At 69.1% G+C, this 20,675-nt stretch carries 23 protein-coding genes and 2 pseudogenes; 5 read left to right on the forward strand and 20 right to left on the reverse strand.

Features of this window, described 5'->3' with window-relative positions; genetic code table 11:
* Positions 1 to 142: 142 nt before the first annotated feature.
* Both AC08OT_RS08910 and AC08OT_RS08915 read left to right on the forward strand, forming a co-directional pair.
* The gene (locus AC08OT_RS08910) at positions 143 to 1,321 is read left to right on the forward strand and encodes an acyltransferase family protein (protein WP_476592430.1); all 1,179 of its coding nucleotides are present in this window, start codon (positions 143 to 145) and stop codon (positions 1,319 to 1,321) included.
* A gap of 58 nt (positions 1,322 to 1,379) precedes the next feature.
* The gene (locus AC08OT_RS08915) at positions 1,380 to 2,012 is read left to right on the forward strand and encodes a TetR/AcrR family transcriptional regulator (protein ID WP_476596870.1); all 633 of its coding nucleotides are present in this window, start codon (positions 1,380 to 1,382) and stop codon (positions 2,010 to 2,012) included.
* A gap of 44 nt (positions 2,013 to 2,056) precedes the next feature.
* Here the strand turns inward: AC08OT_RS08915 and AC08OT_RS08920 are convergent.
* The 18 genes and pseudogenes from AC08OT_RS08920 to AC08OT_RS09005 form a co-directional block, all read right to left on the reverse strand.
* A pseudogene (locus tag AC08OT_RS08920) lies at positions 2,057 to 3,310 on the reverse strand (acyl-CoA dehydrogenase family protein).
* Positions 3,311 to 3,354: 44 nt separating this feature from the next.
* Positions 3,355 to 3,657, reverse strand: coding sequence for a response regulator transcription factor (locus AC08OT_RS08925; protein ID WP_476596872.1), 303 nt, complete (start codon positions 3,655 to 3,657; stop codon positions 3,355 to 3,357).
* A gap of 62 nt (positions 3,658 to 3,719) precedes the next feature.
* The gene (locus tag AC08OT_RS08930) at positions 3,720 to 3,818 is read right to left on the reverse strand and encodes a hypothetical protein (protein ID WP_476592447.1); all 99 of its coding nucleotides are present in this window, start codon (positions 3,816 to 3,818) and stop codon (positions 3,720 to 3,722) included.
* A 3-nt stretch (positions 3,819 to 3,821) separates the two neighbouring features.
* A pseudogene (locus AC08OT_RS08935) lies at positions 3,822 to 4,274 on the reverse strand (tetratricopeptide repeat protein); the annotation flags it as partial.
* On the reverse strand, positions 4,165 to 5,112 hold the full coding sequence (locus AC08OT_RS08940) for a winged helix-turn-helix domain-containing protein (protein ID WP_476592433.1): 948 nt from the start codon (positions 5,110 to 5,112) through the stop codon (positions 4,165 to 4,167). The pseudogene AC08OT_RS08935 and the gene AC08OT_RS08940, both read right to left, overlap by 110 nt.
* Positions 5,113 to 5,254: 142 nt before the next feature.
* Positions 5,255 to 5,809, reverse strand: coding sequence for an AAA family ATPase (locus AC08OT_RS08945; protein WP_476592434.1), 555 nt, complete (start codon positions 5,807 to 5,809; stop codon positions 5,255 to 5,257).
* A 120-nt stretch (positions 5,810 to 5,929) separates the two neighbouring features.
* Entirely contained in the window at positions 5,930 to 7,489 is a 1,560-nt protein-coding gene (locus tag AC08OT_RS08950; RefSeq protein WP_476592435.1) for a class I adenylate-forming enzyme family protein, read from the reverse strand.
* A 197-nt stretch (positions 7,490 to 7,686) separates the two neighbouring features.
* Complete coding sequence (locus AC08OT_RS08955) at positions 7,687 to 8,448, reverse strand: hypothetical protein (protein ID WP_476592436.1); 762 nt, start codon at positions 8,446 to 8,448, stop codon at positions 7,687 to 7,689.
* Positions 8,408 to 8,536 carry a hypothetical protein gene (locus AC08OT_RS08960; RefSeq protein WP_476602710.1) on the reverse strand — a complete coding sequence of 43 codons (129 nt, stop codon included), beginning with the start codon at positions 8,534 to 8,536 and terminating at the stop codon, positions 8,408 to 8,410. The genes AC08OT_RS08955 and AC08OT_RS08960 overlap by 41 nt, the downstream gene beginning before the upstream one ends.
* Before the next feature lie 61 nt (positions 8,537 to 8,597).
* The gene (locus AC08OT_RS08965) at positions 8,598 to 10,829 is read right to left on the reverse strand and encodes a hydantoinase B/oxoprolinase family protein (RefSeq protein ID WP_476592437.1); all 2,232 of its coding nucleotides are present in this window, start codon (positions 10,827 to 10,829) and stop codon (positions 8,598 to 8,600) included.
* 220 nt (positions 10,830 to 11,049) lie between these two features.
* A complete protein-coding gene (locus AC08OT_RS08970) occupies positions 11,050 to 13,176 on the reverse strand; it encodes a hydantoinase/oxoprolinase family protein (protein WP_476592438.1) in 2,127 nt (708 codons plus the stop codon).
* Positions 13,177 to 13,180: 4 nt separating this feature from the next.
* Positions 13,181 to 13,540: an acetone carboxylase subunit gamma gene (locus tag AC08OT_RS08975; RefSeq protein WP_476592439.1), complete on the reverse strand. Its 360-nt coding sequence runs from the start codon at positions 13,538 to 13,540 to the stop codon at positions 13,181 to 13,183.
* Complete coding sequence (locus tag AC08OT_RS08980) at positions 13,537 to 14,004, reverse strand: hypothetical protein (protein ID WP_476592448.1); 468 nt, start codon at positions 14,002 to 14,004, stop codon at positions 13,537 to 13,539. Before AC08OT_RS08980 ends, AC08OT_RS08975 begins: the two co-directional genes overlap by 4 nt.
* Before the next feature lie 7 nt (positions 14,005 to 14,011).
* A complete protein-coding gene (locus AC08OT_RS08985; RefSeq protein ID WP_476592440.1) occupies positions 14,012 to 15,454 on the reverse strand; it encodes a hydantoinase/oxoprolinase family protein in 1,443 nt (480 codons plus the stop codon).
* Between the two features lie 194 nt (positions 15,455 to 15,648).
* A complete protein-coding gene (gene pspAB, locus AC08OT_RS08990) occupies positions 15,649 to 16,260 on the reverse strand; it encodes a PspA-associated protein PspAB (RefSeq protein WP_462189018.1) in 612 nt (203 codons plus the stop codon).
* Positions 16,261 to 16,302: 42 nt separating this feature from the next.
* A complete protein-coding gene (locus AC08OT_RS08995) occupies positions 16,303 to 17,250 on the reverse strand; it encodes a M48 family metalloprotease (protein ID WP_476596874.1) in 948 nt (315 codons plus the stop codon).
* 35 nt (positions 17,251 to 17,285) lie between these two features.
* Entirely contained in the window at positions 17,286 to 17,531 is a 246-nt protein-coding gene (pspAA, locus tag AC08OT_RS09000) for a PspA-associated protein PspAA (RefSeq protein WP_476602711.1), read from the reverse strand.
* A 110-nt stretch (positions 17,532 to 17,641) separates the two neighbouring features.
* A complete protein-coding gene (locus AC08OT_RS09005) occupies positions 17,642 to 18,319 on the reverse strand; it encodes a PspA/IM30 family protein (protein ID WP_476592442.1) in 678 nt (225 codons plus the stop codon).
* Positions 18,320 to 18,484: 165 nt separating this feature from the next.
* Between AC08OT_RS09005 and AC08OT_RS09010 the strand changes: the two genes are divergently transcribed.
* Positions 18,485 to 18,700, forward strand: coding sequence for a DUF5946 family protein (locus AC08OT_RS09010; RefSeq protein ID WP_476592450.1), 216 nt, complete (start codon positions 18,485 to 18,487; stop codon positions 18,698 to 18,700).
* Between the two features lie 241 nt (positions 18,701 to 18,941).
* On the opposite strand, the gene AC08OT_RS09015 is transcribed toward AC08OT_RS09010, so the two are convergent.
* Both AC08OT_RS09015 and AC08OT_RS09020 read right to left on the reverse strand, forming a co-directional pair.
* Positions 18,942 to 19,073, reverse strand: a complete 132-nt coding sequence (locus AC08OT_RS09015) for a hypothetical protein (RefSeq protein ID WP_462203387.1) — start codon at positions 19,071 to 19,073, stop codon at positions 18,942 to 18,944.
* Positions 19,070 to 19,420, reverse strand: coding sequence for an alpha/beta fold hydrolase (locus tag AC08OT_RS09020; RefSeq protein ID WP_476592443.1), 351 nt, complete (start codon positions 19,418 to 19,420; stop codon positions 19,070 to 19,072). The genes AC08OT_RS09015 and AC08OT_RS09020 overlap by 4 nt, the downstream gene beginning before the upstream one ends.
* Before the next feature lie 115 nt (positions 19,421 to 19,535).
* On the opposite strand from AC08OT_RS09020, the gene AC08OT_RS09025 reads away from it, so the two are divergent.
* Positions 19,536 to 20,093 carry a GNAT family N-acetyltransferase gene (locus AC08OT_RS09025; RefSeq protein WP_476592444.1) on the forward strand — a complete coding sequence of 186 codons (558 nt, stop codon included), beginning with the start codon at positions 19,536 to 19,538 and terminating at the stop codon, positions 20,091 to 20,093.
* A gap of 32 nt (positions 20,094 to 20,125) precedes the next feature.
* Complete coding sequence (locus tag AC08OT_RS09030) at positions 20,126 to 20,614, forward strand: MarR family winged helix-turn-helix transcriptional regulator (RefSeq protein ID WP_476592445.1); 489 nt, start codon at positions 20,126 to 20,128, stop codon at positions 20,612 to 20,614.
* The last annotated feature ends 61 nt before the right edge of the window (positions 20,615 to 20,675 follow it).

A 20,675-nucleotide genomic window follows, 5' to 3' on the forward strand; every position in this document is an offset into this window, starting at 1 on the left:
ACTAGACCGCTGGTCCGGCTGCCCGACAAGGTCTGCTGTCATGGGGTGAGCGTGCGGCCCGCCGGGTCCGTCCCGGCGATCGCCGGGGCGCCGCGTCTGGCAGCCTGGCGGTGTGTGGTCACCGTGGGGCGGGCTGCGCTCCATGGGCCGGTCCGTGGGCCGACTCATCGAGTCCACCCCGCCGTCCCGGGCGCGCGACGTCGACTTCCTGCGCCTGGCGAGCGTCTGTGTCGTGGTGCTGTGGCACTGGGCCCTGTCCATCGACCACTTTCGCGGGGGCGTTCTCGTGATGCCCAATCCGATCGCGCGGATACCGTTCGCCTGGCTCGCGACCTGGCTGCTCCAGGTGATGCCGGTGTTCTTCGTCATCGGTGGCTTCGCCCACCTGGCGGCCTGGGACACGGCCGGTCGCGCCCCCGGGTCTCCGCGCGATGATCCCGCGCTTCCCTGGGGCCCGCGGGCGCGGCGCTTCCTGCGGGGGCGGCTGCGCCGCCTGCTGCCCCCGATGGCGGTGTTCGCCGTTATCTGGGCGGCGGTCGACGCCGTCCTGCTGCTCGCGGTCCCCGACTACCCGGGTCTGCTGCGCTATGGACGGGCCGTGCTGGTGCCGCTGTGGTTTCTCGCGGCGTACCTGGGGGTCATCCTGGCCGTGCCGGTGACCGCGGCGGTCCATCGGCGGTTCGGCTGCCGGTTCATCCTGCTGCTGGGCGCGGCCGTGGCGCTCGTCGACCTGGCGCGGTTCGGCACCGGCAGCACGGTGTTCGGCTATGTCAACACCGGTCTCGTCTGGGTGTTCGCCCACCAGCTCGGGTATTTCTGGCGGGACGGCGCCCTGCGCGGGCCGCGGCGGGCGCTGCTGACGGCGCTCTGCGGGCTGGCGGGTCTGGCCCTGGTGACGACGCTCGACGAGTATCCGCGATCGATGGTCGCCACCGAGGGAACCAGGCTCAGCAACATGTTCCCGACAACCGCTGCGATCGCCGTGCTCGCCGTCTTCCAGCTCGGTCTGATACTGCTCGCCGTACCCGCCCTGAACCGAATGCTGGCCCGGCGCCGGCCGTGGGCGGCGGTCGTCACGGGCAACGCCGTAATCATGACCGTGTTCCTGTGGCACATGACGGCCCTGCTGCTCGCGATGGTCACGATGCGGGCGGTCGGGCTGCCGATGCCCGAAGAACCGACCGCGGCCTGGTGGGCCGGGCGGCCGCTGTGGGTGATCCTGCCCGCACTCTTCCTGGTGCCGTTAATCGTCCTGTTCGGACCGGTGGAGCGCCGGGCCGCGGCCCCGCGTGAACCGGCACGGGCCGGGCCGGACGACTGAGAACCTGAGTTAGCCAGTATTAACCAGGCGGGCACCGGCTGTCCCGGAAGGCGGTAATGTGCCGACCGTGTCCTTCAGCCTCGAAGAACCGCCGCCAGCAGGATCGCGCCGGGAGCGCATCCTCGCCGCCGCGGCCCGGCTGATGGCCGAGCGCGGGTACCACGGGGTGAGCATCAACGACATTGGCCGGGCCGCGGGCGTCTCCGGGCCGGCGTTGTACAAGCATTTCCCGAGTAAGCAGGCGATCCTCGGCGAACTGCTGATCGGCATTAGTGAACGCCTGCTCACCGAGGGCACCCGTCGCGCGGCCGCGGCGCCCAGTCCGGACGGCACGCTGGACGCGCTCGTGCGCTGGCACGTCTCCTTCGCTCTCGACTCACCCGAACTGATCCGCGTTCAGGATCGCGACCTGAGCAGCCTGAACCCGGCCGACGCGCACACCGTGCGCCGGCTGCGACGCGGCTACGTCGAGCTCTGGGCCGCCCAGCGGCGCGCCCGCAGCCCCGAACTCGCCGAGGGCACCGCCCGCGCCGCCGTCCACGCCACCTTCGGCCTGCTGAACTCCACCCCCTACAGCGCGGTGACGATGAGCCGGCCGCAGCTGGCGGACCTGCTGCACCAGCTCGGCCTGGCCGCCCTGCTCGCCGCGGGAACGCGGCACCCGGCACCCGGGCCGGCCACCAGCCACTGATGATCTTTCGCGGGGTGCCGGCAGTGTTCTGGCGAGCCTCGCCACTACAGACCCAGTTCGCGCGCGATCAGCATCTTCTGGACCTCGCTGGTGCCCTCGCCGATCTCCAGGATCTTGGCGTCCCGCCAGTGCCGGGCGACCGGGTATTCGTTCATGAACCCGTAGCCGCCGTGGATCTGCGTGGCCTCGCGGGCATTCGTCACCGCCGCCTCCGAGGAGAACAGCTTCGCCATCGCCGCCTCCTTCTTGACGGGCAGGCCGGCGAGCATCCGGGAAGCCGCGTCGTAGTAGGCGGCACGGGCCACGTACGTCCGCACCTCCATCTCGGCAATCTTGAAGGCGATTGCCTGGTTGCGGCCGATCGGCGCGCCGAATGCCTCCCGCTGCTTCGCGTATTTCACGCTCTCGTCCACGCAGGCCTGCGCCAGCCCGACGGCCAGCGCGGAAATCGCGATCCGGCCCTCGTCCAGGATCTGCAGGAAATTCGCATAGAATTCGTAATGAAGTAATTAATGCAAGCCAATATGCGTCTTCGCAGGTCACGGGCTCGCGAGGACCCCGAAGTGAACAAGTTATTTCATTCCGAATCCATAGCCGCGGCCGCGCGCACCGAGCAGATTCTCCGCAGGAACCCGCACGTCGTCGAAGGCCAGCGGGTGGGTGTCGGAGGCATGCCAGCCGACCTTCGAGTAGGCCGGGCCGGCGGTGAAGCCGGGGATGGGCACCGGCACCAGGATGGACGAGATCTCCTTGCGCCCGGCCGGGGTCCGCCCAGTGACAGCGGTAACGGTGACGAGCCGGGTGATGTCGGTACCCGAGTTGGTGATGAAGGCCTTCGAGCCGTTGATGACCCAGTCGCCGCCGTCGAGCCGGGCGGTGGTGCGGGTGCCGCCAGCGTCGCTGCCCGCCTCTGGTTCGGTCAGCCCGAACGCGGCCAACGCCCGCCCGCTGGCGAGCAACGGCAGCCACTCCTCCCGCTGTGCCGGCGTGCCGAACCGGTAGATCGGCATCGCGCCGAGGCCAACCCCGGCCTCCAGCGTGATCGCCACCGACGAGTCGGCCCGGGCCAGTTCCTCGATGGCCAGGCAGAGGGCGAAGAAGTCGGCGCCCTGCCCGCCGTACTCCGCCGGGAACGGCAGACCGAACAGGCCCATGTCGGCCATCTGCGCGACGACCTCGTACGGGAACGTCTTCTCCTCGTCGTGCCGCGCCGCCGCGGCGGCGACCACCTCGCGGGCGAACGCCTCCACGGTCTTGCGCAGGGCTTCCTGCTCCTCGCTGAGCCGGGTGTCAGGCATCGCTGTCCTCCCCGTCGTGGAAGCGGCACCCGCTACCAGGGCATTCAGGTCAGAATCCGGCGGCGGCGGGCCTCCGAGACCGATTCCCCGCGCCGAGCGACCCCGAGCTTGGTGTAGATGCTCTTGAGATACCACTTGACGGTGTTGATGGTCAGGCCGAGGTTACGCGCGATTTCCTTGTTCGACAGTCCGCGGTCCAGCAGACGGAGGATGTCGATCTCGCGGGCGTTGAGCGATTCTTCGGGAGCGGGGTTCCGCTCGGCCGGGCGGTCGATGATGGGGATCGCTGCCCGTTCCGCGTCCGCGTGGGCCGTGGCGAGCAGCTTGGACAGGTAGTCGGAGGGCACAGTGGGCAACTCCGCCGGCCACCGGCGGCACCGGCTCGCGTCCCGCAACTCGCCAATGATCTTCAGGAGTTCCGGTCCGCCTCCAAGCGGGCCCTGGCGACGACGGCGGGCACGAGGGTGCGCAGCGCGGTGTCGGTGTCGCCGGTCAGCGAGTGCACCACCGCGAGGTCGATACGCGCGGCCGTTTCGGCGTACCGCCAGGCCACGGAGCTGCTCTCCTGGTGCATCTGGGACAGCAGCCGCAGGGCACCGTCGTAGTCGGCCTGGGCGGCCATGACCCGCGCGCGCATCGCGAGCTGGTAGTGGCGGGTGGCCATCGCGATGCCGTCGCCGCCGCGGGCGACGTCGTCGCCGTGGCGGGCGAGCACGTTCTGGGCGCGCCCGAGGTCCCCCCGGGCCAGGTGCAGCCGCAGGCGTTCGTGGTCGACGGCGGCCGACAATCGAGGCAGGACGAGCTGGCTCGCCGCCTCGCTGCCCTCGTCGAGCAGGTGCCAGACGTCCTCGATCTCACCGCGCAGGGTCTTGATGCGGGCCAGCGTGGAGTAGGTGGCGATCATAAGATCGGCGACGCCGCTTTCGGCACCGAGCTCGTGGCACTCCTCCAGCAGCCGCTCGGCAGCATCGGTGTCGCCCCGCTCGTAGTACAAGCCGGCCCAGCAGCGCGCCGGCCAGCCGGGCGGCGTGCGAGCGCGGCCCGGCGGCTTCGCGGGCGAGGGCCACGGCTTCCCGGTACAGACGTTCGGCGGCCACCAGGTCAAGCTGGGCGAACGCCGCGAGCCCGGCGAAGCAGCGCCCGTACACGCCGGCGAAAGGCCCGCGGGTGGTGTCGTGGAAGGCGTTGGCCCACCGCTGCCGCGCCTGCGCGGTGTCGTAGGCGAAGGTGTGGATGTTGGACGACACCGCGACCAGCCACGGCCGGTAGCCGGAGTTCTTCACAATGTAGGGGGCGACCAGGTCAGCGGCGCGGTCGATCCGGTCACCGTAGACGTCGATGCAGGCCTGGACGACATCGGCCTCGCCTAGGATGTCCTTACCGGTGTCGCTGGTATCATCGGGTGCCAGGGCGGCACGCACGTGGTCGAGCGCGACCTGCGCGGGCTGCGCCCGTTGCAGCAGACAGTTGGCCCAGGCGATCGCGATCTGCAGCCGCGGCCGGCCCGGCGGCAGCTTGTTGACCAGGCCGAGCAGGGTGGCCATTCGGCTGTGCTCCACCAGGTGCATGGCCCGCCACTCCACCAGATCCACCGCCCCGGCGTCGTTACCGGCAGCCAGGGCATGGGTGACCGCCTCACCGAGCAGACCATGATCAGCAAACCAGGCCGACGCGGTCCGGTGCAGGGTCACCACCCGATCCGCATGATCACGCTCCAGGCGGCGGCGCAGATAACCCGCGAACAGATGATGATAGCGAAACCATTCCCGGCTGTCACGCAGCGACAGGGTCGCCAGCTGCAACGCGGCGACCCAGCCGTCGGTACTCGATCACAGCCGATGCACGTCCGTGCTGTCGAGATCCAACGCGTTGAGCTCGAGCAGGAAGGCCGCGGACTCCCGATGGTCGAACCGCAGCTGCGTGGCGTCGATCTCCGTCACCTGGTTACGCACCTTCAGCCGGCCCACGGCCGGCGACCGGGTCCGGCTGGTGACGATCCAGATGCAGGTTGGCCGGACCCACCTCCAGCAGGAACTCCAACGCGGCAACGGCCTGCGGGGCGTCGATGAGATGCCAGTCGTCGAGCACGACCGCCAACGGCCGCCGATGCTCGGCAACCTGATTGACCAGCTCGGTGAGCACATACCGCTGCGCGTCGTCGGAATGCCCCTCCAGCACCTCGACCAGGTCACCGGCCAGGGTCGGTTCGACCCGGCGCACCGCCTCGATGAGATGGCTGAGGAACCACAGCGCGTCGTTGTCGTCCCGATCGAGACTCAGCCATGCCACCGGCACCCCCTCGGCGCGCAGCACCCGCTGCCACTGCACCGCCAGCGTGGTCTTCCCGAACCCGGCCGGCGCGTAGATCAAAGCCAGCCGCCGGGCCCGGCCGTCCCGCAACACGTCGAGGAGCCGGTCCCGGCCGACCAGCTGGGTGTCATAGGTGGGTGCCTGAAACTTCGTGGACACGGCCAACGTGGGACGTGCCTTGGTGTCCATCCAGCTCGCCTCGCTTCCGAGGGCTCCCCGCCCGGCTCCCCTGCCACGCGTTCGTGACGATACTCACAGGCCCTCGAGCTGATTTTCGCACTGGCCGCCCAGGCCGCAATACTTTGGGCGTCACCAACCGGGCCAGCCGGCCCGCAGCGCCTTCTTGTCCAGCTTGCCGTACACGGTGGTCGGCAAGGCCTCGACGACCCGCACGGCCTTGGGCTGCTTGTACCGGGCAAGCTCTACCCGGCAGTGCGCCAGCAGCTTGGCCTCGTCGAACGCACCGGTATCGTCGGGCACGACGAACGCCACGACCGCCTCACCCCAGTCCGGATGCGGCACCCCGACGACCGCGACCTGCCCAACCCCCGGACAGGCCGCCGCCGCGTTCTCCACCTCCGTGCTGTACACGTTCATCCCACCGGTGACGATCATATCGTTCTTGCGGTCCAGCAGATAGACGTACCCCTCGGCATCCATCCGCCCGATATCCCCGGTGTGCAACCACCCGTCCCGCAACGCCTTGGCGGTCTGCTCGGGCCGGCCCCGATACCCCACCATCGTGTACGGCGTGGCGGCGACGATCTCCCCGACCTGACCGCGGGGCAGCTCCCGGCCAGCCTCGTCGACCACCTTGACCGCGGCCATGACGACCGGCTGACCACAACTGGCCAGCCGATGCTCCCCGTCAGGATCAAGACGATGATCCTCACGGCGAAGACGGGTGATGAAGTTCGGCGCCTCCGACTGCCCGTACAGCTGCATGAACACCGGGCCGAGCACCTCCAGGCCCTGCTCCAGCCGCTCCCGGGTGATCGGCGCGGCACCGTACAGGATGGTCCGCAGCGAGCTGAGATCCAACACGCGGCCCGCCGCCCGGTCGAGCACCCGGTAGATCATGGTAGGCACCATGAACGTGAAGGTCACCCGGTCGGCGGTGATCCGCTCAAGCACCAGCTCCGGGGCGAACCTGGTCTCCAGGAAGTGCCGGGCTCCCTTGAGCATCCCGGCCTGCAGCAGGAAACCCGCGCTGTGCGGCAGCGGCGATATCACCAGCAGCACCTCGTCGTCGAGCAGCCCCATCTCCATCATATGCGAGAACAGATTGAGCGCGAGATTCCGCTGGGTGTGCATCACCCCCTTGGGCAGACCGGTCGTACCCCCGGTATAGACGATCAACCCCGGGTCGGTGGGTGCCGGGGCGACCTCCGGCACGGTGGTCGGCTGCCCGGCCAGCGCGTCGCGCCACGCCACCACCCCGCCCGGGCAGTCGTCCGGGTCGGCGACGGCGATGACCGTCTCCAACAGGGACGGCGCGGAGTGCAGCGCCGCCGGGAGCATCCCCGCATCGGCGAGGACGACCCGGGCCTCACTGTCCCGCAGGATGTAGTCGATCTCGCTGGCCGACAGCATGTCGTTGAGCGCCACCTTGACCGCACCACACCGCAGGATCGCCTGATCAGCGACGATGTACTCGGGCCGGTTGGACATCATCAACGCCACCGACACCCCCGGCCCCACCCCCGCCGCGCGCAGCCGGTGCGCGAGCTGGTTCGCCGCGGCCACGATCTCGCCGTACCCGTAGGTCCGCCCCTGGTAGTGCAGGGCGGGACGCGCACCGAACCGGTCCAACGCGTCGACGAACACCGCTTTCAGGGTCAGGTCACTTTTCCCGGTGAAATCACTCATCGCACACGCTCCAGGACACTCGCATAGTTGGCGACCGCCAGGCCACCCATGTTGAACACCCCGGTGACGGTGGCCCCGGGGATCTGCATCGCCCCGGCGTTACCTGGTGAGCTGCAGGACCGCCATCACATGCTGAAGACGGCCAACCGGGGTATGACCCCAGCCCACGATCTCCACGTCGTCCACGCCGAATCCCTTCAGTGCCGGCCAGCGGCCAGGGCGGTGAGCCTGGTCAGCACGATTTCCGGGGAGGCCTCGGTGGGGATCTCACCGAACCGGAACCCACGCTTGGCGGCGGCGTCGACCAGCCTGGCGGCCTCGCTCGTATCGTTCCACACCTCCGCTGGCAGTCCCCCGCCGTAGCGCCGGTCGTCGGGCAGGACGTCGGCTGGCAGGTGCGGCAGGAGCAGCAGGTCACCGGGCAGCTTGGGGTCGAGCTGGTCGGGGCCGGTCACGCCGTTCAGTCGGACCGCGGTGATCCAGCCGTAGTGCCCGGCCGCGGCCAGCAGACTCGACCAGGCGTCGGTCTCGTCCTCATCCGGCCCGCCCGCCGTGTCACAGGTGATCTGCAGCCCCCGGACCGGCCGGTCCGCCACCGAGCGGATCACCTCCAGCAGGCCGGTCGCGACGTCGTCGAGCGCGTCGAAGTCGACCTCCGCACCGGGTGCGAGCAGCCTGCGCGGTGACGGGCAGTCCAGCACCAGGTCGACACGATCGCCGAACTGGTGCAGCAGCGCGTCGAGAGTGTCGGCCAGCACGCGGCACGGCGCCGGCAGCTCCAACGCCGTACAAACGGCAGCGGCCTCACTACCACCGGCGAGGTAGCGGGAGAACGGACCTGAGACGTTGACACCGTACACATCGGACCGCAGTAACCGGTGTGCCTGTGCACTCGCCGCGACCAGCGTGGCCGGGTCGTCATACCAGCGCTCGGGGGCGCCGGCGAAGACCCTCCACACGTACCGGTCGCAGTCCAGCCAGGTCGTCGCAGTCCAGCCAGGTCAGGGTGTCACGCTTGGCGTGGATCCAGGCGTCCGCAGCGTTCATCGTTCTCCCGCCGTCCTCATCAGTCCCGCAGCATCAGGCCTGCACCGTCAGCCCTGCACCGTCAGCCCTGCAGCTCCGCCAGCTTAGCCTCCAGCTGCGCGATCCGCACGTCCTTCGGGTCGGGCATCATCACCGGCACGATCGCGTCCGCGGGGCAGGTGTCCTGCGGAGTGCCGCGGAACAGCACCTGCGGATCGCCCCAGGAGCCGAAGAACGGCACGTCGGCCGGAGGCGTCTCGGCCTCCCACTCCTGGACGAACTCCGCGTACGGCTTGCCCCGCCGCAGCCGAGCCGCCCGCTCGGCCTCCCGGGCCGCCGTGGTGCCCTCGGCGTCCACCGCGGCGGTGTCGGGGTTGAGCACCACGTGGTAGATGCCGCGGACGGTGTCCATGGGCACCAGGCCGTCGCGGTAGTCGGCAGCCACCAGCTCGGGATCGCGTTCGAGCACGTCCCCGTAGCCACCGCCGGTGCCCTGGGTGAGCATGTACAGCTCGCCGCGCTCGGCGAGCTCGAACTGCATGCCCATGTGATGCGTCGAGTAGGTCGCGTCCGGGAACGGGCGCTCGTTCATCAGTTCCTCGACGGTGTAGCGCAGCAGTTCGCGCTGGTTGTCCATCACCTTGAAGATGTCGACATTCTTGATCTTGTACAGCGGGTAGGTGCCGGGGCCGTAGCCGCCGAAGATGCCGTGCGAGCTGGGGAACTTCGAGCCGATGCTGCACGCCATGAAGCCCCACATGGCGCTGTCCTTGACGGTGGCGATCTGCTGGTAGCCCTGGCCGCCGCGGAACTTGCCGAAGCCCTGGTTGTCCCGCATCACCCTGTTCGGCACTATCTTGAGAATCGGGACTTCTTCCTCGATGAGCTCCTGCTCCCCGATGTCGGCCATGGGCGCGAAGATCGGGGCGACCGCGTGCTCGCCGTCCCGGTTGGACCGCGCAGCCCCGCCCATGCCGTTGAGGTCGGCACACACGTTGCCCACCAGCTCGCCGTGCTGGGTGACGCCACCGTAGATGAACGTGACGATCATGTTGAACCAGCCGGCGATGACGTCCGTAGAGCGTTCACCCGCACTGTAGAGGAGCTTCGGCGTCGCCAGCTTGGCCGCGGTGAAGGAGGGGAAGAACGTCATCATGCTCTGCGCGTTCGGCGCCTCCGGCGAACAGTTCAGCGCCGACCGCGGGTCGGTGAGAACGGTCATCGGCTCGAACACCGCCTGGTTTCGCGGCAGGTCCGGCCACACGAAGGTCAGGAACTCCTGGGCCAGCATGCCCTTCATCGACGAGAGGATCGTGTTGTTGGCTCGGTTCAGGAATTCCGGCGACGAGCCCCGGAAGTCCAGGATCAGCTCGTCGTCCTTCTTGGTCATCGCCAGTCTGATCTTGACCAGACAGTTCTCGCGCAGCGTCCCGTCCGCGAAGACGTTCTGCCGCACGGTGCCCTCCGGCCACGACCTCAGCCGGCGGCGGACCTCGTCGGCGGTGTCGGTCAGGGTGCGCCGCAGCGTGGCGATGACCGCGTCGACACCGTACTCGGCGATGGTGTCGTGGATCCGGTCCCTTGTCCGCATCGCCGCGTACAGCTTGGCCTTCATGCCCTCCAGCTGCAGCTTCGGCTCGCGCACCGAGTTCTGCAGGAAGGTCATGAGGTCACGGCAGAACGTGTAGTTCTCACCGACCTTGATCGGCGAGATCTTCAATCCCTCGTCGAACGGGGATTCCGCCGCCGAGGGCATACCACCGGGTTCGATGGCGCCGTTCTCCCCCTCGTGGCAGACCGCGCCGGCGAAGCAGATCAGCTGCCCCTCGTGGAAAACCGGGATGAGGATGCTCTGGTCGGTGTTGTGGACGTTGCCGTAGCGGGCGTCGTTGTGCATGAAGACATCGCCCTCACGGACCCCGACCGTCGGCTCATCCACCCAGTACTTGACAATGAACTTGACCGGGTGCTGCGTGAGCACCGAGAACAGCAGCACACCACCCATGCTGGACAGGGCGAGGTCGCCCGAGGCCGTCCACACCCCGGAGATCAGATCACCCCACTTCGCGCCCGGCGCCGCGCCCATCTGCTCGACCATGTCGAAGGACTCGTTACACGCGGTCTGCAGCTTGTGCCGCACCAGGTTGATCTGCTCGGGATCGGTGAACCGCGCGAGCGCCTCCGTTTCGCGGGGCGACTCCGGGGCGAGATGGTGGCTTTGCATGATCTCGGGGTCAGGCCGGAGGAACAGGACGTTTTCTTCGAGGAACTTCTCGACGAGCGACTTGCCGTCAGCGTGGTCGGGCTGGCTCATGAATCTACACCTTCTGGTAAGACGTGCCTGGCGGGCGAGGGCGAGCGGCTTCCCAGGCCTGGCACAGGCTACACGAAACGGACGAGGGGTTGATGACGCCGACTTTGCTGGTTTCCATCAGCCCGACAACGCGTTCTGCTCAGTACAAGAACTTTCCATCAATACGCGCTAGCCGGCCAGCTACGCCATCGGGATGAAACCTCCTGAGCGGGGAGCCCGCTCAGATGGTCCGAATGAGCACCGCGGAGCCGGTGCGGCCGATGGTCAGCTGCCATCCGGGTTCGGCGAGGTAGGTCGTGCTCGGGGTTTCGATCAGGGCGGGGCCCTCGATGACGTGGCCTTCTTCGAGGTCGGCGAAGTCGTAAACGGCGGTCTTGACCGCGCCGTCGATGCCCGGGTAGTGGCATTCCCGCCACCGGGCGGGGTTCGACGCGGGGCGCGGCTCGGCCTGGGTGGGCTGCAGGTCGAACTTGTCGCGTTCGACGTAGCTGACCACGCGGATGACGTTGATGCACACACCGGCCTCGGGTTCCTGGCTGCCTTCGCCGTACCGCTTGGCGTAGATGCTGCTGAACAGGTCCAGCAGTTTGATCACGTCGCGGTGTGAGGTGAGCCGGTCGAACGGCGACACGACCCCGATCTGGGCGAGCTGTTTGCCGTAGCGCATGTCCAGCTCCACCCGCGAGCGGATGTTGGCGGGGTCGGCGCCCTGGCGGAGGAGGTCGTCGCGGCCCTTCGCGGCGAGTTCCGTCACCGTGTCGTTGAAGATCTGGAAGTCGTCCAACATCTTGCGGGTGGTGGCGTCGTAGACCATCAGGTACAGCGAGTACTCGTGGATGTGCAGCTGGTTCATATTGCCGGCGCCCAGCGCGGAGAACACCGAGCTGAACGGCGGGATCAGCACATTCTGGATACCAAGCGTGTTGGCGTATCCGCAGGCATGCAGCGGACCACCGCCGCCGCAGCTGAGCGCGACGAAGTTCTTCGGGTTATAGCCCTTGACCGCGACCTCCTTGAAGATCGCGTTGGCCATGTTGCTGTCCACCTTGCGCTTGATCGCCTTCGCCGCCTCGATCAGGCTCAGTCCGGTGGGCTTGCAGATGTGCTCCTCGATGGCCCGCTGCGCCCGGCGCAGGCTGAGCTTGATCGTGCCACCGGCGTAGTTGTCCGCGTCGAGGTAGCCCAGCACCAGGTTCGCGTCCGTGGTGGTCGGGAACCGCCCGCCCCGGCCGTAGCAGGCCGGGCCCGGGTCAGAACCGGCGCTTTCCGGGCCGACCTCGATGGCCTCCCACAGGCGGTCGTAGCGGGCGATGGAGCCACCGCCGGCGCCGAGGGTGTGCAGGTAGGTCATCGGGGTGGAGACGAGCCAGCGGTCGATGACCGGGTTGAAGTCGTAGAACTTCACCCCGTCGGAGGTGACCAGGCCGATGTCGAAGCTGGTGCCGCCCATGTCGGTGGCGATGACGTTGGGCTGGTGGTAGGTCTTCGACAGGTAGTTGGTGGCCTCCAGCCCGGCGACCGGTCCGGAGTGGATGGTCTGCAGCGAGGAGGTCGAGTTCAGCTGGGCCATGCCGCTGGTGTTGTGCACCAGCAGCATCGGCTTGGTGTAGCCGTTGCGGCGCAGCTCGATCTCCAGCGACGCCAGCCCGTGGTACATCTGGCTGTGCAGGTAGGCGTCGATGACCGCCGACATGGTCCGGGCGTACTCACCCTTGCGGCCGGTCACCCGGTGCGACAGCACGATCGGGATCGCCCCCAGCATATGCGTGGGGTACTCGTCGAGGATGATCCGCTCGACTTCCTTCTCGTGGGCCGGGTTGATCACCGCGTTGACCAGCGCGACCACGAACGCCTGCGCGCCCTCGTCCACCAGCTTGCGCACCTGGCGGCGCACGTCGTCCTCGTCGATGGACAGCACCGCCGTGCCGCCGTAGTCGATGCGTTCCTGCACTCCGGCGATCCGGGTCACCGGCACCAGCGACACCGGCCGGTCCGCGGCGGGCAGGTCGGACTGCTGGGCCTCGGTCAGCCCATCGCCGTAGCCACGGGCCCGCATCAGCGGCACGGTCGATTCGAAACCGGCGGTGGTGAGGATGCCGACCGCCGGACCGCTGCGTTCGATGAGCGCGTTCGTCCCGAGGGTCGTGGCGTAACGCACCGCGTCGACGGTCGAAAGCACCGTCTGCACATCCAGGCCGGCCTGGGCGCTGGCCTTTGCCAGGGCATCCATGAACCCGGAGGCGAGGTTGTGGTGCGTGGTCAGCGACTTCGCCTCGATGTAGGCGTCGTCGTAGACAAGAAAGCAGTCGGTGAACGTACCACCGATGTCAACGCTTACCTGCCGCATGTCCCTAGCCCTCCACCGCGCTGAGGTGACGACGCTTCAACGCGTCGATATCGAGTTCGAGGTCGTGTGTCAGCGGATGACCAGGCGGCAGGTACTCGTTCTCCACCTGCGTCCCGCAACCCGGGCAGTAGAACTCGACGATCCGGCACCAGGCCGGGTCGGGGGCGTGGGTGAACTCGTAGCTCTCGTCCAGGATCGGCTGGTGAATCTCCCGCGGGTCACCGTTGTAGACCAGCAGCCCGGCCTTGTAGTTCTCGCGGGCGTTCGCGATGTCCTGCCCGCACACCCGGCAGGTCCATCGCTCGGTCGCCAGATTAATCGCGAGATACTCGGTGATGTTCACGGTGGACTGCTGCTCGCTCACTGCTGGGCCTCCAGGATCAGGTCAGAGTTGCTGCTCACCCGGAACCCCCACCCGGGCTCGATCAGACAGGTCAGATAGTCACCCGCGACCAGCGCCGGCCCCGCGGCTCCCTGCCCCGGCCCCAGATTCTCCGGACGGTAGACCGCAATCTCCTGCTCGTTACCGTCAGCGAAATGGATACGACGCGATCCGTCCGCGGCCGCCGGCTGCACCGTGGCGTGTTCGTCGGCCACGAGCTCGAAGGTCGGCAGCGGATACCAGGCCCGCACCACCAGCTGATCGGCCTGCCCGGGAGACGACCCGTCGGTCCACGTCTCGTCCCGCAACACGCCGTCGACGATGAATCGACCGCGGGTCTCGACAGTGCATTCGTCGATGGACACGCCTTCACCGAACATGTCACGCCGCGCGCGGGTCAGCAGATCGTCCCGGGCCGCCTTCACCTCGACGTCGACGCCCGGCATCGGCACGCTAGTACTCGTGCGCCAACCCGCTGAAACCGATACCGAACGCGCTGAACACCGCCGACAGATGCGGCACGATCACCCGCGCGATCCCCGCCGCCCGCGCGATCCCCGAGGCAAGCACCGGACCGGCGCCACCGAAGGCCAGCAGCGTGGCCTCACCCGGCTCACGACCCGCCGCGGAGATCATCTCCTTGACCGCGGCCCCCGCCTGCTCCTCGAACACCCGCAACACCGCGAGCGCCGCGGCCTGCGCCGACAACGACAGCGGCTCCCCAACATGGGTCAGCAACGCCCGCTCCGCCCGGGCCGGGTTCAACTTCAGATCCCCACCCAGATAGTTGTCCGGGTCCAACACCCCGGCAAGCAGCAGGGCATCGGTCACCGTCGCATCGGTGCCACCACGGCCGAAAGACGCCGGGCCGGGCGCGGCACCCACACTGTGCGGACCGATCTGAATCTGACCGTCGACGACCTGGCCTACCGAACTGCCACCCAGCCCGACACTGCTCAGGTCCGGAATCGGCAGCGAGGTCTGCGCCGAATCGACCCGGCCGTGCGCGTGCACCGTCAGGGCCTTGTCCACCACGACCGACACGTCGGTCGTGGTGCCACCCACGTCCACCCCGACCAGCACGTCCGCGTCATAGAGCGAGGCGTAGGCGACGCTGCCCTCCAGCCCACCCCGCGGCCCGGAACCCCACGTCTTCAACGCCGTGGTCTTGGCCACCCGGGCCGAGTCCCCGTCATTCCGGAAGATCAGCAGCGGGCGGGCCAGCCCGTTCTCCCGGCACGCCTTCTCCGCGCCGTAGAGGAAGTGCTCCATCCCCGGGTGCAGGTAGGAGTTCAGCACCGCGGTCAGCACCCGCCGCGCGTCGTCGACGTCGTGCACAAGCTCATGCGACAGGGTGAACGGGACCGCGCCCAGCAGATGCCGCGGGTACCGCTCCAACAACAGATTCTTGATCGCCTGCTCCGCCGCCACGCTCCGCAGCGCAATCACGATCCGCGAGGTACTCGTCGCCAACAGTTCGTTGATCGCCGTCGTGAACTCCGCCAAGCCCACCGACCCGTCGGCGCCCACCGCGATCCCGACCGGGGGATGCGGCACCAGGGCCTGCCACAGCGAGGCGTCGACCAGCCTCACAATGCCATAGACATCCTCCTCCGCACCGCTGTCGACCAGCAGGGCGACCGGTGCGCCCTTCCGCTCGACCACGGCGTTCGTACCCGACGTCGTCGAATAGCGCAGATACTCCGTCTCGCGCAACAGACGAGCGGTGTCCTCCTCGCCATACAGCCGGTCGGACACCGTCCGCAGCCCATCGACGAAACACTGCGTTAAATCGTGCGGGGTCGTCGGCGTCTTCGCATGCACGATGCGTTCACCATCCGTCACACACACATCGGTGAACGTGCCACCGTTGTCGATATTGACCAGGATTCCCATCGGCCCTCCGCTGCATCGTTGCGTGAAGTGGGTCACAACTTTGCAGCCGGCGAAGGGTGGTTGCACCACTCCTAAGGGTGGCTGGGAGATGGAAATCGGGTGGTTAAACGCAATACTGTTGATCCAAGGCCACGTCGGCCTCGCCGGTAGTCCTATCTAGTAGTTTCACGAATACCATAGGTTACACCCAAGGGCTATTCTCCTGGTTGATCGGGTGCGGGATCCGGCGTGTCGAGGCCGGGCGCTCCCCACAGGGGAAACCAGCGGGACAGGTCCGGTTCGATCGGGAGCTCACCCGCCAGCACCTCCCGTACCTCCAGCTCGGCCGGATTGTCCCGGCGCTGGTCACCGGCCGGCACGAACGGGTACCAGGTGCCGCGTTTGTAAAGGTAGATCAGCCCCATCTGCCGGCTGCCGTCGGTGAACCCGACGACGGTGCACAGCAGCGCCGGGCCGAAACCGGCGTCGCGCACCGCGGCATTCGCCGCGTGCAGGTCGGTGACCAGGCCAGCGAGGTCCTGCTCGCCGTCCTGCTCGCCGGTCCGTCGCAGCAGCCAGCTGTACCCGAAGCTGTCCGTGCGCCGCTCGTACCGGCCGCCGTCCAGGCTCAGCAGCCGGTCGATCTCCTGCGCTACCCCGGTGAACGCGCCGCCGGACGCGGGTTTGACGCAGACCGCCCCGGCCCCGGTCGGCCGCCATGAGCTGGCGGCCTGCAGGGTGACGGCGGCGGCCGGGAGCGTGAACAGCCGGTCGAGGTCCGGCGGGGCGGGCCGGGTCCGACCGAGAAGCACGTCGAGGATCCGCATGGTCCGGCCTACTTTCTACCCGGGTCACCGAACTACCCGGGCTCACCGGGCTGGGCGGCCAGCCGGGCAAGCTGGGCCAGGCGGGCATCCAGCGGCGGGTGGGTCGAGAACAACGAGGACAGGCTGACGCCGTTCGCCAGCGCAGGGGCGAAGAAGAAGGCGTTGAACGGTTCGGCGGCCCGCAGGTCGCGGGTCGGGATCCGGGAGATCTCGCCGGTGACCTTGGTGAGCGCGGCGGCGAGCGCGGCCGGCTGGCCGGTGAGGATCCGCCCCGGACCGGTCGGCGGCGAGCTCCCGGTACCGCGACAGCGCCCTGGTCAGCAGGGACGACAGCGCGTAGACGGCGGCGGAGACGACCACCACGACGAACACGACGAGGGCGCCGCTGTCCTCATCATCGCCGTCGCCGCCGCCGTCATAGCCGTCGGACCAACCGAAGCCGCCGGCCATCCCGGAGTAGAGACCGAATCGGGTGACCAGACCGGCGAGCACCCCGAGAAACGACGCGACGGTCATGACGGCCACGTCCCGGTGCGCGACGTGGGACAGCACCCCCTCCAGCTCGTCGGCCTCCAGCCTGCGCAGCAGCCCGGTCGTCACGCAGACGACGGCGCGTTTCGGGGTCCGGCCGGTGGCGAACGCGTTCGGCAGGTCGGTGCCCACGACCGCCACCGCGGGCTTCGGCAGGTCGGACAGCGCGCAGAGCCGGTCCACGACGCCGTGCAGCCGCGGCTCCTGCGCCGGGCTGACGATGCGCCCACCGGTCGCGTACAGCGCGAGGCGGTCCGAGAACCAGTACTGGGCGGCGAGCAGCCCGCCGGCGATCAGGACAACCAGGACCGGTGACACCCCGACAGCGATCAGGACGGCGATGAAGGCGGCAATGAAGGCGACGTAGACCAGCCCGAGCAGGAAGACGGTCAGCACCATCCGGGCCGACAGTCCCTGGTCCGGGGCGAACCTCCGCGGCGCACGCGTCACCATCATCATCGTCACCTCACCATCGTCACCTCGTCGGCCGGGGCTCAGCCGCCGGGAATCAGGCCTTCCTCGCCGAGCAGCCCGCGGACCTCCGCCAGCCCGGTGCCGGCGCGCGGCAGCACCAGCTCCGATGGCTCCAGCCGGTCCGCCTGCACCACGCGGCCGCGCGTCCGGACCCGTTCGAGCAGCCTCGTCAAGGCTTCCTGGAACGCCGGCTCGTCCCCGGCCTCGACGGCCGCCAGCAGCACGTCATCCAGCTCGTTGAGGGCCTCCAGGTCGGTGGCGGGCAGGTCGAACTGGCCCTAACCCAGAATGCGCACGATCACGGCTGCTCCTTCGGTCGAGCGGCGTCGGCCGGCTGGCGGCCGCCGATCGCCCGCGCGGGCATGGCGCTTTTGATCTAGGCCAGATCCCGATCGATGTCGGCGGTCACGGACAGCCGGTCCAGCTCGGCCTGGATGTCGTCGCGCGGGCCACCGGCCGCCGTCTCCAAGGCTCCGGAGGCGAGTAGTTCGTCGATCGCGCCGGCCCTGGCCTGCATCTGCTCGGCTCTGTCCTCGGCCCGCTGGATTGCCAGGCCGACGTCGCCTATCTCCTCGGAGACCCCCGCCAGCGCCTCGCCGATCTTCGTCTGCGCCTCCGCCGCAGTGTACGTCGCCTTCACCGTCTCCTTCCTGGTCCGGAACGCCTCGAGCTGGGCCGCCAACCGCTGCGCCGCCAGCGTCAACCGGTCCTCCTCCGCCCGCAGCGATGCATGTTGCTCCCGCAGCTCCTCCAGCTGCGCGGCCACCCCGGCCCGGCGGCCGAGGGCCTCCCTGGCCAGGTCGTCGCGGCCCGCGGCGACCGCCTGGCGGGCCTGCCCGGACAGCCGCTCGGCGGACGCCCGTAGCTGTTCGACCTGGAGCTCCAGCCGCTTCCGGCTGGTAGCGACGTCCGCTACCCCGCGGCGGACCTGCGCCAGCAGCTCGAGCTGCCGGGCGTAGGAATAGTCGAGAACCTCACGCGGATCCTCGGCGCGGTCCAACATCCTGCTGGCCTTGGCCCGGAACACCAACGCCAGCCGCCTGCTCAGGCTCATCGACGCCTTCCCTCTCCCGATCCCGTCGGTCCCTCTCCGATCCCGCCGGTCAGCCGACGGTCAGCCGCTGGCCTGTGCTGGGGGAATGCCCCCGGCGCCGCCGTCCACACGACCGGCGATGGTCTGATCCGTCCCGGGCCTGTTCGCCGCCCGGCTACGGCATCGCTGGCCGGCTACGGCAAGTTACTCGCGCGCTCCTACGGTCTCGGGGCCTACCGACCGGTGCACCAATTCGTCGTGGACGCCTGTGCCGCGCAGCATCCTGGCGGCACAATTCGCCGCGAAGTCCAGGCAGTCGCGCTGTGCCTGATGCCGCGCTGTGCCTGTTCGTCGAGGACGGTGTTGACCCGCAGGCCGGCCCCATGCTGCGCAAACGGATGATGGCGTACCGTCCGGACTTCCGCTGGCTCGAACCCCCGCCGCGGCATGGTCTGGTCACCGCCTGCCGGAAGTGCCGCCGTGCCCCCAGCGCCTCCCGCGTCCGGGGTACCCGGGGTACGGCCGGTCTACCAGCAGTCGGGAGGGTGACGTCGGCTTGCCCCGAGCACGGGGCGGTCCGGCGGCCGGCCGAGGGCCCGGGGTCTGATCCGTCGGGGTCGGAGGAGCGACGCCAGGGCCCGGTCTAATCCGGGGCCTCCAGCATCGGCAGATGGCCGCCCGGGATCTCGACGGGCTCGACGCCGAGCGACGTCCTCGCCCCGGCCCGCTCGGACTCGATGTCGAACAGCTCGTCACCGGTGGCACAGACGATCATGGTGGGGATGGCGGCGCGGGTACAGCACCGCGATCGCCGTCCGTGGATCCCAGGCGCTGGTGCCGTCGGGGCGCGTCGGCGGCCCCCATCGAATGCCCGACGACCACGATCGATCCGGCGGTCCCGGGAATCCCGGTGGTCCCGGGAGCCCCTGGTCCGGCGGCCACGATGGCCGCATCGAGGGCGGCGAGCGCCGGGCGGATGCGTTCCTCGTACGTCGTGGCCGGGTTGTGCAACGACAGGTCCGGTGCCACCACCCGATGTCCCCGCGCCCGCAGTTCCGCTCCGAGGGGCTCCCAGCACGTGGCGTCGTGCCAGGCTCCGTGCAGCAGGCAGAACAGAGCCACGACCCGAGGCTATCCAGCCGGTGGCTCGCGCGCGGGTCCCACGGTCCGCCTCGCAACCCACGGTCGCCGCCTTTCTCGAGGCGGGCCGCAGGCTTCCGGCAAACTACCGGACGCGATGAGTCTGACCACGATCATTCCCCTTCTCACGACGGACCGGCTCGTCCTGCGGCCCATCCACAACGACGACGTCGCCGGCTACACCGAGATCTGGTCCGATCCCGAGTTCACCCGCTACTTCCACCGGCCGACCGACCCGGACAGCGTCTGGCATGCCCTGGCCGGCTGCATGGGCTGCTGGATGCTGACCGGCGTGGGTCCGTGGTCGGTCGTCGAGAAGGCGAGCGGGCAGCTCGTCGGCCAGGCGGGGCTGTGGACCGAACCCGGGTGGCCGGGCGTCGAGGCCGTCTGGTTCCTGCGCCGGGACCGCTGGGGGCGCGGCTATGCCACCGAGGCCGCCACCGCGGCACTGACCTGGGTGTTCGCCCAGCGCCCCGACCTCACCGAGGTCGTCTCGGCCATCGTCCCGGCCAACACCGCGTCCGTCCGGGTCGCCGAACGCCTCGGCATGACGTACGTCCGCAGCGAGTTCCTCCACGACGAGGCCCATGCCGTCTACGCGGTCAGCCGGGCCGGCTGGATCACCCCGACCACTCGACGGCAGGCTTACGGATAATCCGCGACGGACCCAGTCGTTATGCTGCGGGCATGACCGCCATGGCGCCCTCCCGCGCCGGACCAGACCTATCGTTCCTGCTGGACCGCGCCGGCCATGCCCTGCGGACCCGGATGGCGGCCGCGCTCGCCGAGATCGGTCTCACCGGACGCATGCACTGCGTGCTGGTGCATGCCCTGGAGGAGGAGCGCACCCAGATCCAGCTCGCCGAGATCGGCGACATGGACAAGACGACGATGGTGGTCACCGTCGACGCCCTGGAGAAGACCGGCCTCGCCGAACGTCGGCCCTCCGCCAGGGACCGGCGGGCTCGGATCATCGCGGTCACCGAGGAGGGCGCGCGGATCGTCACGCGGAGCCAGGAGATCGTCGATCGGGTCCACGAGGAGGCGTTGGCGGCGCTTCCCACCGAGGAGCGGGAGGTCTTCCTGCGGGCGATGAACCGCCTGGTCGAGGGGCATCTGGCCGGACCGGCGGAGAGCCCTCAGCCGGTCCGGCGGGCCCGCCAGCGGGCTCAGTAGCCACGAGGTAGCCACGAGAAGGATCGTCTACCACAGACTCGTCTATTGCGGTCCCATCTAC

Source organism: Frankia sp. CgJB1, from assembly GCF_977947065.1.

Bases quoted from the DNA above. Each gene is read 5' to 3' on its own strand.
- AC08OT_RS08910 (WP_476592430.1), top strand. From the start codon at position 143: ATGGGCCGGTCCGTGGGCCGACTCATCGAGTCCACCCCGCCGTCCCGG.
- AC08OT_RS08945 (WP_476592434.1), bottom strand. From the start codon at position 5,809: ATGGACACCAAGGCACGTCCCACGTTGGCCGTGTCCACGAAGTTTCAG.
- AC08OT_RS08950 (WP_476592435.1), bottom strand. From the start codon at position 7,489: ATGAGTGATTTCACCGGGAAAAGTGACCTGACCCTGAAAGCGGTGTTC.
- AC08OT_RS08960 (WP_476602710.1), bottom strand. From the start codon at position 8,536: ATGAACGCTGCGGACGCCTGGATCCACGCCAAGCGTGACACCCTGACC.
- AC08OT_RS08965 (WP_476592437.1), bottom strand. From the start codon at position 10,829: ATGAGCCAGCCCGACCACGCTGACGGCAAGTCGCTCGTCGAGAAGTTC.
- AC08OT_RS08970 (WP_476592438.1), bottom strand. From the start codon at position 13,176: ATGCGGCAGGTAAGCGTTGACATCGGTGGTACGTTCACCGACTGCTTT.
- AC08OT_RS08980 (WP_476592448.1), bottom strand. From the start codon at position 14,004: ATGCCGGGCGTCGACGTCGAGGTGAAGGCGGCCCGGGACGATCTGCTG.
- AC08OT_RS08985 (WP_476592440.1), bottom strand. From the start codon at position 15,454: ATGGGAATCCTGGTCAATATCGACAACGGTGGCACGTTCACCGATGTG.
- pspAB (WP_462189018.1), bottom strand. From the start codon at position 16,260: ATGCGGATCCTCGACGTGCTTCTCGGTCGGACCCGGCCCGCCCCGCCG.
- AC08OT_RS08995 (WP_476596874.1), bottom strand. From the start codon at position 17,250: ATGATGATGGTGACGCGTGCGCCGCGGAGGTTCGCCCCGGACCAGGGA.
- AC08OT_RS09005 (WP_476592442.1), bottom strand. From the start codon at position 18,319: ATGAGCCTGAGCAGGCGGCTGGCGTTGGTGTTCCGGGCCAAGGCCAGC.
- AC08OT_RS09015 (WP_462203387.1), bottom strand. From the start codon at position 19,073: ATGATCGTCTGTGCCACCGGTGACGAGCTGTTCGACATCGAGTCCGAG.
- AC08OT_RS09025 (WP_476592444.1), top strand. From the start codon at position 19,536: ATGAGTCTGACCACGATCATTCCCCTTCTCACGACGGACCGGCTCGTC.
- AC08OT_RS09030 (WP_476592445.1), top strand. From the start codon at position 20,126: ATGACCGCCATGGCGCCCTCCCGCGCCGGACCAGACCTATCGTTCCTG.